The sequence below is a fragment of the Rhodococcus sp. AD45-ID genome, from assembly GCF_003023755.1.
Lineage (GTDB): Bacteria > Actinomycetota > Actinomycetes > Mycobacteriales > Mycobacteriaceae > Rhodococcus_F > Rhodococcus_F globerula.
Map to the genome: position 1 here is coordinate 1,323,772 of NZ_PYHL01000001.1, position 15,394 is coordinate 1,339,165.

Here is a 15,394-nt window from a genome sequence, read left to right on the forward strand (position 1 = left end):
GGACTCTTTCTGCTCGAAGAAAGGCGCAGATGCCTGAATCCAAGATGTCCGAATCCAAGAAGATTCTTTACATCGACCTCGACAACACCCTCGTCAACTTCCAGTCCGGCATCGATCGCCTGACCGACAATGTGCGAAAGAAATTCGAAAACGACCTCGACGAAGCCCCACACATCTTCTCGCGTATGGATCCCCTCGACGGCGCGATCGACGCGTACCACCAACTTGCGCGGCAGTTCGACACCTACATCCTGTCGACTGCGCCCTGGAAGAACGCAACCGCGTGGCACGACAAGGTCTTGTGGGTCCAGGAACACCTCGGACTGGAAGAAGGCAGCGTCGCGTACAAGCGGTTGATCCTCTCGCACCACAAGCACCTCAACCGAGGCGACTTCCTCGTCGACGATCGCGGAGCCAACGGCGCAGACAGGTTCGAGGGCGAGTGGATCAAGTTCGGCACCACCAAGTTTCCCGATTGGACGACGGTCACCGAATACTTGTCGAAGCGAGCCTGAAACACGAAATCCCCGCTCCTACTTGAAAGGAACGGGGATTTCGACAAACAATTCCTAGCGGATGACCTCGCGGCGGACGATCGTCTCGTCACGGCCGGGGCCGACACCGATGCAGGACATGAACGCACCCGACAGTTCTTCGAGTCGAAGCACGTAATTCTGCGCGGCCTGCGGAAGCTCCTCGAACGTGCGAGCCTTCGAGATGTCCTCGGACCAACCCGGCATCTCTTCGTAGATAGGCTTGGCGTGGTGAATGTCGGTCTGCGACATCGGCATTTCGTCGTGACGCACACCGTCGACGTCGTATGCAACACAAATCGGTACCGTCTCGAGGCTGCTGAGCACGTCGAGCTTGGTCAGGAAGTAATCGGTGATGCCGTTGACGCGCGTTGCGTAGCGGGCGATTACGGCGTCGAACCAACCGGTGCGGCGGCCACGACCGGTGGTGACACCGACCTCACCGCCCTTGTCGGCCAGGTACACACCGAACTCGTCGAACAGTTCCGTCGGGAACGGGCCCGAGCCGACGCGTGTGGTGTACGCCTTCAGGATTCCGAGAACAGTGGTGATCTTGGTGGGGCCGATGCCCGAACCAACCGCTGCGCCACCGGAAGTGGGGTTGGACGACGTCACGTACGGGTACGTGCCGTGGTCGACGTCGAGCAGCGTTCCCTGTGAACCCTCGAGCAGGACGGTCTCGCCGCGCTCGAGAGCGAGGTTGAGTTCGAGTCGCGTGTCCGAGATGCGGTGCTTGAAGCCCTCCGCCTGCGTCAGAACTTCTTCGACAACCTGCTGGGGATCAAGAGCCTTGCGGTTGTAGATCTTGACCAGCACCTGGTTCTTGAATTCGAGTGCCGCCTCGACCTTCTGGGTCAGGATCTTCTCGTCCAGGACATCCGCTGCGCGTACGCCGACGCGAGCGATCTTGTCCTGGTAGCACGGGCCGATTCCGCGACCGGTGGTGCCGATCTTCTTGGCACCGAGGAAGCGTTCGGTGACCTTGTCGATGGCCACGTGGTACGGCATGATCAGGTGCGCATCGGCGGAAAGCAGCAGGCGGGACGTGTCCACGCCGCGCGATTCCAGGCCCGCGAGTTCGGTGAGCAGCACTCCCGGGTCCACCACGACGCCGTTTCCGATGACATTGGTGACGGCCGGTGTGAGGATTCCGGACGGGATGAGGTGCAGTGCGAATTTTTCACCGTTCGGCAGAACTACGGTGTGTCCGGCATTGTTGCCGCCCTGGTATCGCACGACCCACTGAAGCTGCTCGCCCAGTAGATCTGTAGCTTTGCCCTTACCTTCGTCGCCCCACTGGGCGCCGATCAGGACGATTGCCGGCATGACGTTGTCTCCTACGGTCGACGTGCAGCAGTTGTCCCGCCGCATTGGTACTGCCTGAATCCGCGCACTCTTGTGCAGCCGAGCTGTTGCAGTGACCGAAGGAGAAGTCTAGCCCAGAGCACACGATCAAACCCTTCGGTCCAGAAATCGGCTCGTTGTTGTCGCAGTTGTCGGTCTGTACCCGACGTCGCATTAGGATCGTGGTCTGCAATTCCGACGACTGTTCCCCAGCCAGGTGAGCGGTGTCGGTGGTGCAACCACCGCCGACAAAGTCATGATCGAGCTAGGAGCGCGCGTTGACCCCAGTGGTACTCAGATGTGGCGATTCACCCGTGCCTCTCCCGTTGGGCGAGGTCACGTCGTTCGCGCTGCCGGAGGTGCCCGAGAAAGACGACTTCAGTGAGGCCCTGGCACAACTGAAGGTCGTCTCCGAACCCCGCTTGATTGTGGTCGGCACGGACGCGGCGTTTGCCGCGGTGCTGACGCGACTGATGCGTCTCGAGCTATTGGACGTCGAACTCGCCTACGTCACGGAGGATCGGTCGGACGCCACCGATGCGTACAGACTGTCCACGGGCGCAAAAGCTGCCCGCGCAGCACTCAAAGGCACCGCGCACGTCGTGCCACTGATTCGCGACGACGCCGGAATAGCGCTGGTCGGCGCTGCCACGGTCACCGGCCCAGGTGGAACCGAGGAATTGATCGGTGAGGCGTATGTCGACGACAACAAACTCTTCTCGGGCACTGTGCAGGGTGTCCGGATTGTTCCGAGCCCCAAGCTGCCAGGCATCCGGGCGTCCGTTGATCGCCGCAGTCGCTGGGCTGGGCGACGGTGGCTGGAAGGTCGAGCCGTCCAACTGGGAGCGCCCGCAGCCCACCTCGTGCGCGACGGTGTTCCGAACCCCAGAGACCTCAAACGCTCGACGTTCTACCGCCACGACAAGACCTGGCTGTTGGTCCGGTGAGAACGGGCGCTGCGAGGTCAGCCGTGCGGCCTAGCCCCGTCTTCCTCGGGGTCGTGGCCGTCGCTGTCCTCGGCGGCGTTGTTGCCTGGAGTTCCGAACGAGGTTCGGTGGCCGGCGGAGCCGGGGTTTTTGTTCTTGTTGTCGCCGGTTGGGTGGTGACTCTCTGTCTCCACGAGTTTGCGCACGCTTTTATTGCGTGGCGTCACGGCGACACCGACGTCGCAGCCCGTGGATATCTGACGCTCAACCCGTTGAAATACAGCCATCCTTTGCTCTCGATCGGGCTCCCGGTGCTGTTCATAGCTCTTGGCGGTATCGGCTTGCCCGGCGGTGCGGTTTATCTGCGCACCGGGATGTTCTCGCCCAAAGTCCAGGCCCGCATCTCCCTGGCCGGTCCGGCAACCAACGCCATCGCCGCCATAGTCTTGCTTGTCGTCATACGCATTTACGGATCCGGACCAGAGCATGTGACGTTCTGGGCGGGGCTGAGTTTCCTCGCGTTCCTGCAGGTGATGGCGACCGTCCTCAACCTGTTGCCGGTTCCCGGACTCGACGGCTACGGCGCGCTCGAACCGTTCCTGAAGCCAACGACCCGAGCGCAACTCGACCAGTTCAAACCGTATGGATTACTCCTTCTGGTCGCAGTTCTCTTTGTCCCTCAGGTCAACGTGATCTTTTTCGACGCGATCTATTGGATCTTCGAACTCAGTGGGGTACCCGGGAACTACGCGGCGGCCGGCAATTCGTTGATGCGCTTCTGGACGTGACGGAGATCGCACCCTTCCGAACAACGCTGAACGCCGACATGAGAACCTGACATTTCGGTCTATTAACTTTTCAACAGGAGCACCACTGATGATTTCGGCGTCGATAGAGTGCGGCAATTCGGTGTACACCATCCGAAAGGCAGAGCTTCACGACGTAGGCACCCTGGTGGACCTTCTAGCCGACGACCCCATCGGGTCCACTCGTGAAACCACAAATCCCGACGCCCGGACGATCTACGAGAAGGCTTTCGAGAAGATCGACGCCGACGACGCACACCTGCTTGTTGTTGTCACCACCGCCGACGACAACGTGATCGGCACCGTGCAACTCACCTTCATCCCCGGACTGAGCCGGATGGGTGCAACCCGGATGCAGATCGAGGCCGTTCGGGTGCACGAGGATCACCGCAGCCAGGGAATCGGGAGCGCAATGCTGCGTTGGGCATGCGACGAGGGGGCACGCCGCGGCGCATTCCTCGCTCAGCTCACCTCCGACCAGACGAGGACAGAAGCCCACGAGTTCTACGAACGCCTCGGATTTGTCGCCTCACACATCGGGTTCAAGAAGTCCTTGAGCTAACGCACGGCTGAATATCGCCACGGAATTTCCGAACCTGCGCATGCCTGTTGGCTTCGCATCGTCTTACTGGTGATGCGAAGCAAACGCGCAGTGTTCAGTTCCGGCAGGGCCGGTTTCAGTCTCGGTGCACTGGGCCTTGGCGGGTGGTGGAGCGGCGGCGTCGTTGTTTCGGGTCGATCGCGGCCGGTGGGATGAACCACGGTTTGTGATCATCGCCCATCTTGATTTCCCAGATCCCGCGGAACCCGCTGGTGCTGTGGATCAATCGGTGGTGATTTCGGCAGAGGAGGGTGAGGTTGTCCATTACCGTCGGACCGCCCACCGACCAGGGTTTTATGTGGTGGGCGTCGCACCAAGCCGGTACGGCGTCGCAGTTGGGGAAGGCGCAGCCTTTGTCCCGAGCGATCAACGCGGTGCGCTGCTCGGGTGTGACGAGACGTTTGTGCGGGGTCGCATCGAGCGGTGCGCCGTTGCCGTCCATCAGGACGGTGGAGAGCATGCAGTCGCAGGCGAGCATCCGGGTCAGGCTCACACTGAGTGGTCCCATCCACGGCATGTACCCGACATCGAGATCCTCGACATCAGGCTCATCGAAATCCGCCGCGACATCGCTGCGCATGGTCGCGCATTCCCGATGCTCGGCAAGATCTTTCGCGGTGATATGCACATTCACATGCGGACGCTGACCACCGTCAACACCGGTGACGGCATTGTCGAGGTACCGGCGAATCAGTTCAGTGAAGGCATCCGCGGTTCGTTTGGCAGCCGACCGCTGATCCGGGGTTCCGTCCGCAGCCGGTTTCGGCATCGACAACCCCGAGAGAGCCGACAACAACATTTCGCCGGTCAACGCGTCGAAATCGCCCTTGATCGCGACCCGACCGTTCAACGTCGGCGAAATCCGCAAGACATTGAGATCATCGTCCTCACCGGGCGGGGTGTCGTCGGATTCGAATATCCGCTCCAGGACCGCAATCGCATAGCGGAGTTTGATGGTGGTCGCCTCCACCCCGGATGCAGCAGCCAACAGAGTCTTCATGCAGGAAGGCAACGCCCTGTCGGGCATTCCTTTTGGTGGTGATTCGCAGAACGCGACGATTATTGCCGCATGATCGAGCGAGAGATCACCGGCCTCGAACTGCGCAGCAATGTCCGGGAACCCCCGCAACGCGGCACCGAGGGCAGCGATCTTGTTACCGGCCGCATTCTGCAGCATCGTGTTCGCCGCCAACCAGCGACCAACACCGCGGTAGCACAGCACCTGCTCGTCCGGGTTGAGCGCCAACTCATCTACTGCGGCAACCCGAATCGCTTCCAGCCGAAGAATTTCCGCCGATGCACAGACGGCAACGTCCCGAACCTCGGCCGGTCGCAACCGCCACAACCTGCCACGCACACCCGCAGCCGAACCGGCTACAACATCCCCCACCGAAACAAAATCGCTGACCGTGGTCATCAGAGCCTCCCCACCCTTGACCACAATGATACTCGAACGTTCGTTCGATTCAAGAGGCATTTCGGACAGGTTCCAAGAATATTCACTCGAGCCGGACCTCTTTGCCGAACTCGAACAGTTCATCGCAACCTCCGATCTCCCCCACAACGTCAAAGACACCGCCCGACGCAAACTCGCCGACCCCACCCTCAGCTGGGAAACGATCGCCCAAAACTCGACGCCACCCGTCGTCACCTCGACCGCATAGCGCCGCCACGAAAGATTCGACACCGACCAACTCGCCGCCACGAACTGATCAAGCCAGGTTCCTCCCCAAACTGCTTAAGGTGTTTCAGGGGTGTTTCACTCCCCGAGCGGCCAAGAAAGTCGTCGCACAAGTCGCCCCGAACACCGTGTCGAGGGGAGCGACTCTACGGACTCTCCGGAAGGAACCACCATGACCGAGACCAACACCGCCTGATTCATTACAGTGCCCCGCATCGCAGGACACGGTGGATACGAAAACAAGTGCTACACCCATTACGTCCAAGACAACGGCGGCCACTACTGCCTGCACGGACCGATGGTCCAGACGGACACAGAATGGCTCGCGAACAAGATGAACACCCAATGGGGCTAACCACCAGCGTCAAGGGTTTTCGGTGGTATTGAGCGCGAACGCGAACTCGGTCGTCGAGACAGTCGACTGTATATCCGCTGGCAAGCCAGCGCGAAGCGGCGGCGCGGCAGCCATTTACAAACAAGATTGCCTCGAGCGGTCATCCTCCACCAGAATTTTCGGGTGGTCATGGAACTTTTGATCGAGCCTCACCACAATGCAGGCTGCACGGGTGATTCATCGGATACGTTTCGGCACTTACGTTTCCGTGCCAGAAGGCGCACTCGCTTCGGCACGGATCGGGCTGACACCTGGGTAGGCGACCTCTCCATCGTGTCCTTAAACAGCGATCAAGTCGCACTTCTCAATAAGCAGTCGACTGTCGAGAACGCCGCGGCGGCCATCCCTTAAACAAATCAATGCTTTTCCAGAGCGGAGCGCAGCGGAGTTCAATTTGGGACACCGTAGGTGGCCGGATCAACCGTCACATCACAGGCAAACCACCCTTGGGTAAGAAAATGACGCGGATCGCCTCTGCAATGCTCACGGCTTTTCCTCGGGCAGTCGCCGGCGGGCGTGGTCGGCGGCGCCGTTGCCGGTGATCAGCCACAGCGTGCTCAGGTCATCGATCAGTTGCTCAAGGGTGATATCGACAGTGCCGTTGAGCCAGCTCATGATCGCCTCGGCGGTGCCGCCGACGAGGAACGCCGGCGTAACTCGGGCCAGGCTGTCTCGTTCGAGTTTTACATCGTGAACTTCGCGGGCGTGTTGAACCAGGATCGTCGCGAGGCCTTGAACGACCGCGGCCCGGTGGGCCAATACCGCAGGGGACGCGGAAACCGCGTCGAAGAGCACCCTGGCGCGACGAGGGTCCTCGACCAGGGCTCGCACCGCAGCGTCGATGCTCTGAAAGGCCCTCTCCTGCAGGGACTTCTTTGCTGACATTGCGAACGCGAGGACGGCACTCTCGCTTACGTGACGTGCGGTTTCCTCGACTACGGCCGCCGCCAGCGCATCGAGGGTGTCGAAGCTTTCGTAGAAATAGCGTTTGTTCAGCCCAGCGGTCGAGCACACCCTGGCGACCGTCGCGGTGCGCCACTGGTCAGTGGCCATGATTCCCAGCGCGGCGTCGATGAGCTGGTTGCGGCGAACCCGCACCCGCTCGCCGGCATCGATTCCGCCGTAGCTCCGCGCAGGCTGGGCACTCATGACAGCCATAGTGGCATTCGCCTCGTCTCGTTCGCTGCGTAGGGGCCTTGACACCTGTCGATAATATTTGGCACAGTTTGGTACCAGAATAGTTCATCGGCTACCGAGAGGACGTTCATCGATGTCACCCACACCGCCTGCTGCTACCGCTGCCACCCAACTTCCCTCCACCGTCACAGCGGTGATCGGGCCGATACTGGCCGAGTTGCGTGAGCTCTCCAAACACGCGCCGGGTCGAGCGCGAGTAGAGGGATGGCGGTACCTGCGTGAGCTGAGTAGGGCCGACCGCCGCGACCAGATCGGCGCGTTGTTTGCCGCCGGATCACGGCCTGAGCAGCTCGACGGTGCCTACGAAGGCTTGATCGTGGGCAAACTCTTCAATGTTCCCGAGGCCGCGTTGGCCAATCCGCCGCTCGCGATCAACCCGACATGGCGGGGCAAGACGTTCAACGCCGAGTCAGGTACGGGGTTCAATCGACTGATCCCGTTGGCGCGCTATGCGATGCGGGTGATCGCGCCGCTCTATCGCGGCCTGCGTCGGGCCGGCCCGGAGATTGTGGGCTTCAACTTTCGCTACAGCGCCGATGTCGGACTGGTCACTCCCAAGATTCCCGTGATCGCGCTGGACTACGGCATCGAGGAGTACTGCAATCCGAGTGTGCGGACCTTCCCGATCAAACGCACCCGTGACGAGATCGTCGAGTTGCTACCAGGGCTGTACCTCGGTAGAGCGTTGCTCACGATGCACACCGGTGAGATTCGTACTATCGCCCACTTTGCGTTGCGCCACTTCGAGAACGAGGAGGTTCGGTCATGATCGAACTCGACGGGGCCGTCGTCTGTGTCACCGGCGCAGCCCGAGGCATCGGACGTGCCACTGCTGCTGAACTTTCTCGCAGGGGAGCACTAGTGTGGATCGGTGACCTCGACGCTGAGGAGGCCGCCCGCACCGCTGCTGAAATCGATGCCAAGTCAATGCATCTCGATGTCACCAAAGGGGAAAGTCTGCGAAAGTTCTGGGCTGCCGCCAGCGCCGACGGCCCGGTTCGGATGCTCGTCAACAATGCCGGAATCATGCGGCTAGGTCCGTTCGTGGACCAAAGCCTCGAAGGCCATCATCAGGAGGTGGCGGTCAACCTCGGCGGCGTCATCAACGGCATGCACGTCTTCCTCCCCGACATGTTGGCCCGCAACTGCGGCCACATCGTCAACGTCGCATCAATGGCCGCCAAGGTGACCACACCAGGAATCGCGGTGTACTGCGCCACCAAGTTCGCCGTTGCCGCCCTGTCGCGGGCTGTGCGCGCCGAAATTGCCCACACCGCAGTCACGGTCACTACGATCATGCCTGCGGCAGTCAACACCGAACTCACCTCTGGTGTTTCGCTCGATCTGCAACCCACGCTGCAACCCGAACAGGTAGGTCGCGCCATCGCCGACACTGCACGCCGACCAGGTCGCGAGGTCACAGTCCCGCGCTGGCTGGCACCGATAGGAACGCTCGAGGAAGCTGCACCTGAACGTCTCTTGCAAGTCGCTAAGCGTGTCGTCACCCGCAACCGGCCACCCGGGGATTACGACGACACCCAGCGCCGCGCGTATCTCGACCGAATCCTCCGATGACCACCTTGCTCAACAGGATCGCCAATCGATATTCGACGATTAGCTGTTGCCGCGCACCCGAGCGCCGTTCACGGACACCCGCAACTCCCCCAGTGGCACAACGTGGCCGGATTGGTTGCGCACGTCGACCGTCACGGGTTCACCAGTGCTGTCGTCGGCAACGTTGAGCGGCCCACCCCTGCCCCCGTGCAGGTACTTGTCGCCCCACTGCATGAGCGCCAACACCGCCGGCAGTAAATCCCGGCCCATCTCGGTGAGCACATACTCGTGCCTGGTGCGCTTCCCGGGCTCCTTGTACGGCTGACGCTCGAAAATGCCGGCGGCAGTGAGATCCTTCAGACGCGCCGACGCTACCGCTTCGGTGATACCGACCCGCGACGCAAAATCATCGAAACGGGTTGTGCCGTAATAAGCCTCACGCAGGATCAGCATCGCCGACCTCGTGCCGACCACTTCCATTGCGCGGCCAATCGAGCAATGCGTGGCTTGCCACGCGTCCCGATCCGCCAAGACTCCGGTCAGTCGCACTGCGTCCATACTCATCACCTTACTCCCTGACTTGCCATTGCCATAGCCAGGGTTTAGGTTCCTGACTATGGAACTCAACAGTCAGCCCGTCAGGACGGGCCCACTTCTGGCAATCCTGTCGGGAGCACCATTTGTTGCGAGCCTCGATCTCTTTGTCGTCAATGTGGCCTTCGGCGACATCGCGAAGAGCTTTCCCGGACATTCACTCGGCGAGTTCAGCTGGATCCTCAACGGATACGCAATCGTCTACGCCGCACTGCTCATCCCACTCGGGCGTTGGGCTGACCGCATCGGCCCCAAACGAGCGTTCATCGCCGGTCTCGCACTCTTCACTCTCGCCAGTGCCGCTTGCGCTTTCAGCCCGTCACTGTGGATGCTCGTGACATTCCGCATCGTCCAGGCCGTGGGCGCTGCAGCACTCACCCCGGCCAGCCTCGGACTTCTGATCAACGCACTCCCGGTCGCGAAACGCCAATCCGGCGTTCGCATCTGGGCTGCTTCCGGTGCTGCGGCAGCGGCGTTCGGTCCCGTTGTCGGCGGCATGCTCGTGGAAGCGTCTTGGCATTGGGTGTTCCTGATCAACGTCCCCATCGGGATCGTGCTGCTCTACTTCGCCGTTCGACTTGTCCCGGATGCCGCGGAGAAGGACCCGGATGCAGGAATGGACCTGGCCGGCGCCGCACTCCTCACCGTCGGTATCGGCGCTCTTGCTCTCGCCCTGGTTCAGGGTCCTGACTGGGGATGGACAGACCCGCGCATCGTTATTGCCTGTGCACTCGCCGCGGTCACTCTGATTGCGTTCTGGTGGAGCAACTCCCGCCACTCCGCTCCGCTGATCGCGCCGGACCTCCTGAAAGTCCGCTCGTTTGCCTGGTCGAATATCACCGCCATCTTGTTCAGCGCCACATTCGCGGCCGGACTTCTCGCGAATATCCTGTGGTTGCAAGAAGTCTGGGGATACTCGGCACTGCGAACCGGATTTGCCGTCGCTCCCGGTCCGATGATGGTTCCGTTGTTTGCCATCGTGGGCGGAGCCCTCACGCGCAGATACTCCGCCGGCCGAGTAGCCGCTCTTGGTAGTGCGCTCTGGGCTGCCGGCACACTTTTTGTCCTGCTGTCGGTGGACACGACACCTCACTACGCCGCCCAACTGCTGCCGGGGTGGATCATCACCGGAATCGGCGTCGGCCTCGCTCTGCCCACCATCCTCTCGCAGGCAACGGCCGACCTGCCCGCTGCGCGATCGGCCACCGGCAGTGCCGTCATCAGCATGAGCCGTCAGATCGGCACTGTGCTTGGCGTGAGCATCCTGATCGCAGTCCTCGGAACCGCGGTCGACTACAACACCTTCCGACAAGCCTGGTGGGTCATCGTCGCAATTGCTGTTGCATCCGCAGTCGCATCACTCGGGATGACTCCCACCTCCAGAACGGAGACCGCCAGCTCGGAGACCGCCGGCACGAAGTCGGTGCCGCGGCAAGGCATACCCGTCGAGTAGTCCGGCAAGGTCCGGCCCGTCAGTCAGTGACCCAACGCCGTCCATTCGGGATCCGGCTTGCTCGCCACTACCCGGAACACGACCCCGCCCCGTCCGCTGCGCTGCACTTCGTCGATCAGGAAACCCGCGTCCTCGAGGTATCCGATGGGATCGCGAGTGAGGTGGTCGGAACCGAAACGCACAAAAAGCGGTTCGACCACCTTCATCACGGCCCGTGCAAAAACATTGGTGCTCGGCCCGTGTTCCGCCAGTACAAATCGACCGCCGGGCACCAAAACGCGGAAGGCCTCGACTGCAGCTCGGCCCGGATCAGGAATCGTGCAGAACGCGTAGGTGGACAGCAGCGTATCGACGCACTCGTCGGGGATATCCAGTTCCTGCACGTCTCCGTACCGGAGGTCGACGCTGGTGCTCACACCCTCGGAGACCCTGGCGCGGGCCTGATCGAGCATCGCTTTCGAGATGTCCACTCCGATGACATAGTCGACGTCCTTACCGTAGAGCGGCAAGTTCAGGCCGGTACCCACGGCAATCTCGACGACGCGGCCGCGCGCTTTGTCGACTGCCCATCTACGTGCGTCACCGAGTGCAAAGCGCTCGAAGCGTCCGATCTGTCGGTCATAGTGAGTCGCCATCGCGTCGAAACTCTTGGCGACCTGTGCTGTGTCCGGTTCGCGCATGATGCCCCATTCGGTCGATCCCATTCGGTCGATCCCCTGTGCAGTCTCGCACGCGAACAACTAGCCCGGAAGCCCTTAACGCAACGATCTCTGCAGAGTTGACGTCGGGTCTGCGCTACTCACGCTGCGAAGTCGCCGGTATCGTTCGAGGTGACCTGCCGCCGCCTCCGACGTTCATGGGATAGAGACTTCGTGCGATCAAGCAACTGCGTTACCGGATCCGTCCGGCCACCCCTTTCCACTGATTCCACTGGAGGTTTGTGATGGCCGGCGGACTGTTTGCCCTGCTCGACGACGTCGCCGCTCTGGCTCGGATGGCAGCAGCGTCGATCGACGACGTAGCTGCCGCGACCGGTAAGGCAACGGCCAAGGCTGCCGGCGTGGTGATCGACGACGCGGCTGTCACTCCGCAGTACGTGCGCGGCTTGGCGGCTGAACGCGAACTGCCGATCATCAAGCGCATCGCGATCGGGTCGTTGCGCAACAAGCTGCTGATCATTCTGCCGATCGCGCTGCTGCTCAGCCAGTTCCTCCCCGGGCTACTGACTCCCCTGCTGATGGTGGGTGGCTGTTACCTCAGCTACGAAGCTGTCCACAAAATCTGGGGAGCGATTTTCGGCCACGGCGACCATCACGAGAGCGCAGACGAGCATCCTCGTGACGAAGAGGCCGTTGTCTCCGGCGCCGTGCGTACCGATCTGATTCTGTCGGCCGAGATCATGGTGATCGCACTCAACACCATCGCGGGTGAAGGTTTCTGGAGCCGACTGATCATTCTTGCCGTCGTCGCTGTGGTGATCACCGTTGTCGTCTACGGCGTTGTCGGATTGATCGTGAAGATGGACGACATCGGTTTGCGCATCGCCGAGTCGTCGTCCGGTTTCACTCACAAGGTCGGGCGCGGGCTCGTTCGCGGCATGCCGCACGTGATGTCGGTGCTCTCCGTGGTGGGCACCGCCGCAATGCTGTGGGTGGGTGGCCACATTCTTCTGGTCGGCATCGACGAACTCGGCTTCCATCCCCTCTACGACGCCGTTCATCACGGCGAAGAAGCGGTCAAGGATATTGCCGGTGTCGGCGGCGTCCTGGCATGGATCGTCAACACTCTTGCATCTGCAGCTCTCGGCCTGGTGGTCGGTGCGGTGATCGTCGCAGCGCAGTTGGGTATTACGAGCGTGCTGGCAAAGCGATCGGCGACGGCCTAGTCGATGTGCCTGTGGCGCGCCGCCATCTGCTCCGCCACCGCGCACACTGCATCGCGCAGCGACAACGGTTCCAGCACTTCGACGTCCGCACCCAAACCGATCAACTGAGAGAGCGCAACTTCAGGGCTTTCCAATCTCAATTCGACGTCCATCCATCCGGCCGAATCAGGCGGACCTGGCACCACTCGCGACGCCTCGACTCCCACCGCATCGGGGAGTCTTCGCCGACCGTTGGGCGACAATCGAATCCGACAGCTGAAACGCAACAGCGAACGGTCGAACTCCGCCATGGATGCCGCCCACCATGTCGCCAAATCGAAATCCGCAGGCCTGTCGGATAATTCGTCACACACCACGGGGCCGGTGATTCGGCCGACCCGAAACGACAGAGTTCGACCGCCCAGACGTGCCACCAGATACCAGACCCCGGCCTTGATCACGAGACCGAGCGGATCAACCGTCCGTTGGTTGTCACGGTAGGTGAAACGTAGTCGGCGTGAATCCAGCACCGCGGACGCAATAGTCGGCAGTGCCGAGATATCGTCGCTGCCACCGAACCATCCGGGGACGTCCACAAGAATGCGGTCCTGCCACAACCGCGCGCCTTTCCGCAGGCTCGGCGGCATCGTATCCAGCAGTTTTGCGGCCGCGGCGTCCGCGGAATCCGTCCGGCCCAGATCGGCGGCGATGGACGGCACGCCCAGCAGCATCAGCGCCGACGTCTCGTCGTCTGTCATTCCCGAGAGCTTGGATTGCCAGCCGTCGAGCAAGCGGATACCGCCGCCCGGGCCACTTCCGGTCCAGATCGGCACACCGGCAGCGGACAACGAGGCCACATCGCGGTAGATCGTCCGTACCGACACCCCGAACTCGCCGGCCAACTGCTCGGCTACAACTCCTCGACTGCCCTGCAATCGCAACATGAGCTGAAGCAGGCGCGCGGATCTCATGGAGCGAACATTACCGAGAATCACTGACAGAAGTTGTCAGGAATAGGGGTGCAGAATGACCGTCATGGTCACCTGGAAGCAGTTCTCCGAAGAAGTTCCCGCCCTAGCCACAGCCGTCGAAGCTCGATTCAAGGCCCACAAGCATCACGTGCTCGCAACGCTGCGCAAGGACGGTTCACCGCGGGTCAGTGGCACCGAAGTGGAAATGCTGGACGGGCGTCTGGTGCTCGGATCGATGTTCGGCGCTCTCAAGGCGAAGGACCTCATCCGCGACGGGCGCTACGCCCTCCACAGCAATCCCGGCGAGCACACGATGGAGGGCGGCGACGCGAAGATCGCCGGAACCGCACGAGAGGTGACCGGTGACGAGTTCGAGGCCGTTCTTGCCAGTTACACCTACGACGTTCCGAAACCCCTGCACCTCTTTGTCCTCGACATCGAGGAGGTGGTTCACACGACCGTCGACGACGAACATATGTACGTGGACCTCTGGAAGCCGGGAAAGGAGATCACCCGGTTCACCAAGTGACGTTCTTCTCGCAATGCTCGCCGTTGGCGCACGATTCCACCTGCACTGTCGCGTGTGAAAGCCCGTGACTTTCCAAGACCGCGCGGGCGGATTCGAGAACGTGCGAAGAATCGGCGTCGCTGGTCAAATGCACTGTGGCAACATCCATCCCCGTCGTCAGGGTCCAGATGTGCAGATCATGCACGCCCTTGACATTGGGTAGCGCGGCCAGATCGGCTTCGACGGTTTCGACATCGACATCGGCCGGCGACGCTTGCGTCAGAATGCGCAGCGACGCGGCCGCCAACTTGAGTGCGCGGGGAACCACCCACAGCGAGATGAGCACACCGACAACGATGTCTGCCCACGTCCAGCCGAACAGTAGGACCACAGCGCCGGCGATCAGAACGCCAACGCTGCCAACGGCATCCGCGAGCACTTCGAGGTAGGCGCCGCGCACGGCGAGGCTGTCCTTGGAGTCGCCACGCAACATGAGCATGACCACGATATTGGCGAGCAGACCCGCTGCGGCAGTGATGATGAGGGCACCGCCGGGAATCTCGGGTTCGTCACCGATGCGGCCGATGGCCTCGTACATCACCCACGCCGCCACGGCCAAGAGCATGGCCGCGTTGGCCATCGCTGTGAGGACCTCGGCGCGATGCCAGCCGAAAGTCCGTGCAGCGGTGCTGCTCCCCTTCTTGGCGAGCAGAAGCGCTGTCAACCCCATGGCCATGCCGACAACATCGGTGAGCATGTGGCCGGCGTCGGCGAGCAGAGCCAGTGAGCCGATGAGCAAGCCGACGGTCGCCTCGAGAACGAGGAAGGCAACCAGGATCGCAAGTGCGATCACCATCTTCCGGATGCGCGTCGGACTCGGTCCTACTCCGACCGAATCTGCCGCCGTGTGACCGTGAGAATGACCGTGCCCTGACCCCATATGACCGCTTACCTCCTGAGTTCTCCCG

General features: G+C 61.7%; 17 protein-coding genes. 10 read left to right on the forward strand and 7 right to left on the reverse strand.

What is annotated here, in order from left to right:
* Nucleotides 1-44: 44 nt before the first annotated feature.
* Complete coding sequence (locus C7T36_RS06035; protein ID WP_045066601.1) at nucleotides 45-515, forward strand: 5'-3'-deoxyribonucleotidase; 471 nt, start codon at nucleotides 45-47, stop codon at nucleotides 513-515.
* Nucleotides 516-569: 54 nt separating this feature from the next.
* On the opposite strand, the gene C7T36_RS06040 is transcribed toward C7T36_RS06035, so the two are convergent.
* Nucleotides 570-1,859 (reverse strand): adenylosuccinate synthase, encoded by a 1,290-nt coding sequence (locus C7T36_RS06040; protein WP_033235650.1) that lies wholly within the window; start codon nucleotides 1,857-1,859, stop codon nucleotides 570-572.
* A 305-nt stretch (nucleotides 1,860-2,164) separates the two neighbouring features.
* On the opposite strand from C7T36_RS06040, the gene C7T36_RS06045 reads away from it, so the two are divergent.
* From C7T36_RS06045 to C7T36_RS06055, 3 genes are all read left to right on the forward strand, one after another.
* Entirely contained in the window at nucleotides 2,165-2,824 is a 660-nt protein-coding gene (locus C7T36_RS06045; RefSeq protein WP_033235651.1) for a hypothetical protein, read from the forward strand.
* Nucleotides 2,821-3,591, forward strand: a complete 771-nt coding sequence (locus C7T36_RS06050; protein ID WP_084702401.1) for a site-2 protease family protein — start codon at nucleotides 2,821-2,823, stop codon at nucleotides 3,589-3,591. Before C7T36_RS06045 ends, C7T36_RS06050 begins: the two co-directional genes overlap by 4 nt.
* Nucleotides 3,592-3,679: 88 nt before the next feature.
* A complete protein-coding gene (locus C7T36_RS06055) occupies nucleotides 3,680-4,171 on the forward strand; it encodes a GNAT family N-acetyltransferase (RefSeq protein ID WP_033235653.1) in 492 nt (163 codons plus the stop codon).
* Nucleotides 4,172-4,286: 115 nt separating this feature from the next.
* On the opposite strand, the gene C7T36_RS06060 is transcribed toward C7T36_RS06055, so the two are convergent.
* Nucleotides 4,287-5,627, reverse strand: a complete 1,341-nt coding sequence (locus C7T36_RS06060; protein ID WP_045066603.1) for an HNH endonuclease signature motif containing protein — start codon at nucleotides 5,625-5,627, stop codon at nucleotides 4,287-4,289.
* A gap of 16 nt (nucleotides 5,628-5,643) precedes the next feature.
* On the opposite strand from C7T36_RS06060, the gene C7T36_RS06065 reads away from it, so the two are divergent.
* Nucleotides 5,644-5,874, forward strand: a complete 231-nt coding sequence (locus C7T36_RS06065; protein WP_146153428.1) for a hypothetical protein — start codon at nucleotides 5,644-5,646, stop codon at nucleotides 5,872-5,874.
* 894 nt (nucleotides 5,875-6,768) lie between these two features.
* On the opposite strand, the gene C7T36_RS06075 is transcribed toward C7T36_RS06065, so the two are convergent.
* Nucleotides 6,769-7,434, reverse strand: coding sequence for a TetR/AcrR family transcriptional regulator (locus C7T36_RS06075; protein WP_033235815.1), 666 nt, complete (start codon nucleotides 7,432-7,434; stop codon nucleotides 6,769-6,771).
* A gap of 121 nt (nucleotides 7,435-7,555) precedes the next feature.
* Here C7T36_RS06075 and C7T36_RS06080 point away from each other — a divergent pair, with 121 nt between their 5' ends.
* Together C7T36_RS06080 and C7T36_RS06085 are read left to right on the forward strand one after the other, a co-directional pair.
* Complete coding sequence (locus C7T36_RS06080) at nucleotides 7,556-8,251, forward strand: hypothetical protein (protein ID WP_052683306.1); 696 nt, start codon at nucleotides 7,556-7,558, stop codon at nucleotides 8,249-8,251.
* Complete coding sequence (locus tag C7T36_RS06085) at nucleotides 8,248-9,057, forward strand: SDR family NAD(P)-dependent oxidoreductase (protein ID WP_045064084.1); 810 nt, start codon at nucleotides 8,248-8,250, stop codon at nucleotides 9,055-9,057. The genes C7T36_RS06080 and C7T36_RS06085 overlap by 4 nt, the downstream gene beginning before the upstream one ends.
* Before the next feature lie 39 nt (nucleotides 9,058-9,096).
* Here C7T36_RS06085 and C7T36_RS06090 read toward each other — a convergent pair whose 3' ends face one another.
* Nucleotides 9,097-9,594, reverse strand: a complete 498-nt coding sequence (locus tag C7T36_RS06090) for a helix-turn-helix domain-containing protein (protein ID WP_045064086.1) — start codon at nucleotides 9,592-9,594, stop codon at nucleotides 9,097-9,099.
* A 58-nt stretch (nucleotides 9,595-9,652) separates the two neighbouring features.
* On the opposite strand from C7T36_RS06090, the gene C7T36_RS06095 reads away from it, so the two are divergent.
* Complete coding sequence (locus tag C7T36_RS06095; RefSeq protein ID WP_045064089.1) at nucleotides 9,653-11,083, forward strand: MFS transporter; 1,431 nt, start codon at nucleotides 9,653-9,655, stop codon at nucleotides 11,081-11,083.
* A gap of 23 nt (nucleotides 11,084-11,106) precedes the next feature.
* Here the strand turns inward: C7T36_RS06095 and C7T36_RS06100 are convergent, their stop codons facing one another.
* Complete coding sequence (locus C7T36_RS06100) at nucleotides 11,107-11,787, reverse strand: class I SAM-dependent methyltransferase (RefSeq protein ID WP_033235658.1); 681 nt, start codon at nucleotides 11,785-11,787, stop codon at nucleotides 11,107-11,109.
* Between the two features lie 239 nt (nucleotides 11,788-12,026).
* Here C7T36_RS06100 and C7T36_RS06105 point away from each other — a divergent pair, with 239 nt between their 5' ends.
* Nucleotides 12,027-12,968 carry a DUF808 domain-containing protein gene (locus C7T36_RS06105; RefSeq protein ID WP_033235659.1) on the forward strand — a complete coding sequence of 314 codons (942 nt, stop codon included), beginning with the start codon at nucleotides 12,027-12,029 and terminating at the stop codon, nucleotides 12,966-12,968.
* On the opposite strand, the gene C7T36_RS06110 is transcribed toward C7T36_RS06105, so the two are convergent.
* On the reverse strand, nucleotides 12,965-13,918 hold the full coding sequence (locus tag C7T36_RS06110; protein WP_045066605.1) for a YafY family protein: 954 nt from the start codon (nucleotides 13,916-13,918) through the stop codon (nucleotides 12,965-12,967). The genes C7T36_RS06105 and C7T36_RS06110 overlap by 4 nt on opposite strands.
* A 64-nt stretch (nucleotides 13,919-13,982) precedes the next feature.
* On the opposite strand from C7T36_RS06110, the gene C7T36_RS06115 reads away from it, so the two are divergent.
* Nucleotides 13,983-14,447: a pyridoxamine 5'-phosphate oxidase family protein gene (locus C7T36_RS06115; RefSeq protein WP_033235819.1), complete on the forward strand. Its 465-nt coding sequence runs from the start codon at nucleotides 13,983-13,985 to the stop codon at nucleotides 14,445-14,447.
* Here C7T36_RS06115 and C7T36_RS06120 read toward each other — a convergent pair.
* A complete protein-coding gene (locus C7T36_RS06120) occupies nucleotides 14,437-15,366 on the reverse strand; it encodes a cation diffusion facilitator family transporter (RefSeq protein ID WP_033235660.1) in 930 nt (309 codons plus the stop codon). The two genes, C7T36_RS06115 and C7T36_RS06120, sit on opposite strands and share 11 nt — an antisense overlap.
* Nucleotides 15,367-15,394 lie beyond the last annotated feature (28 nt).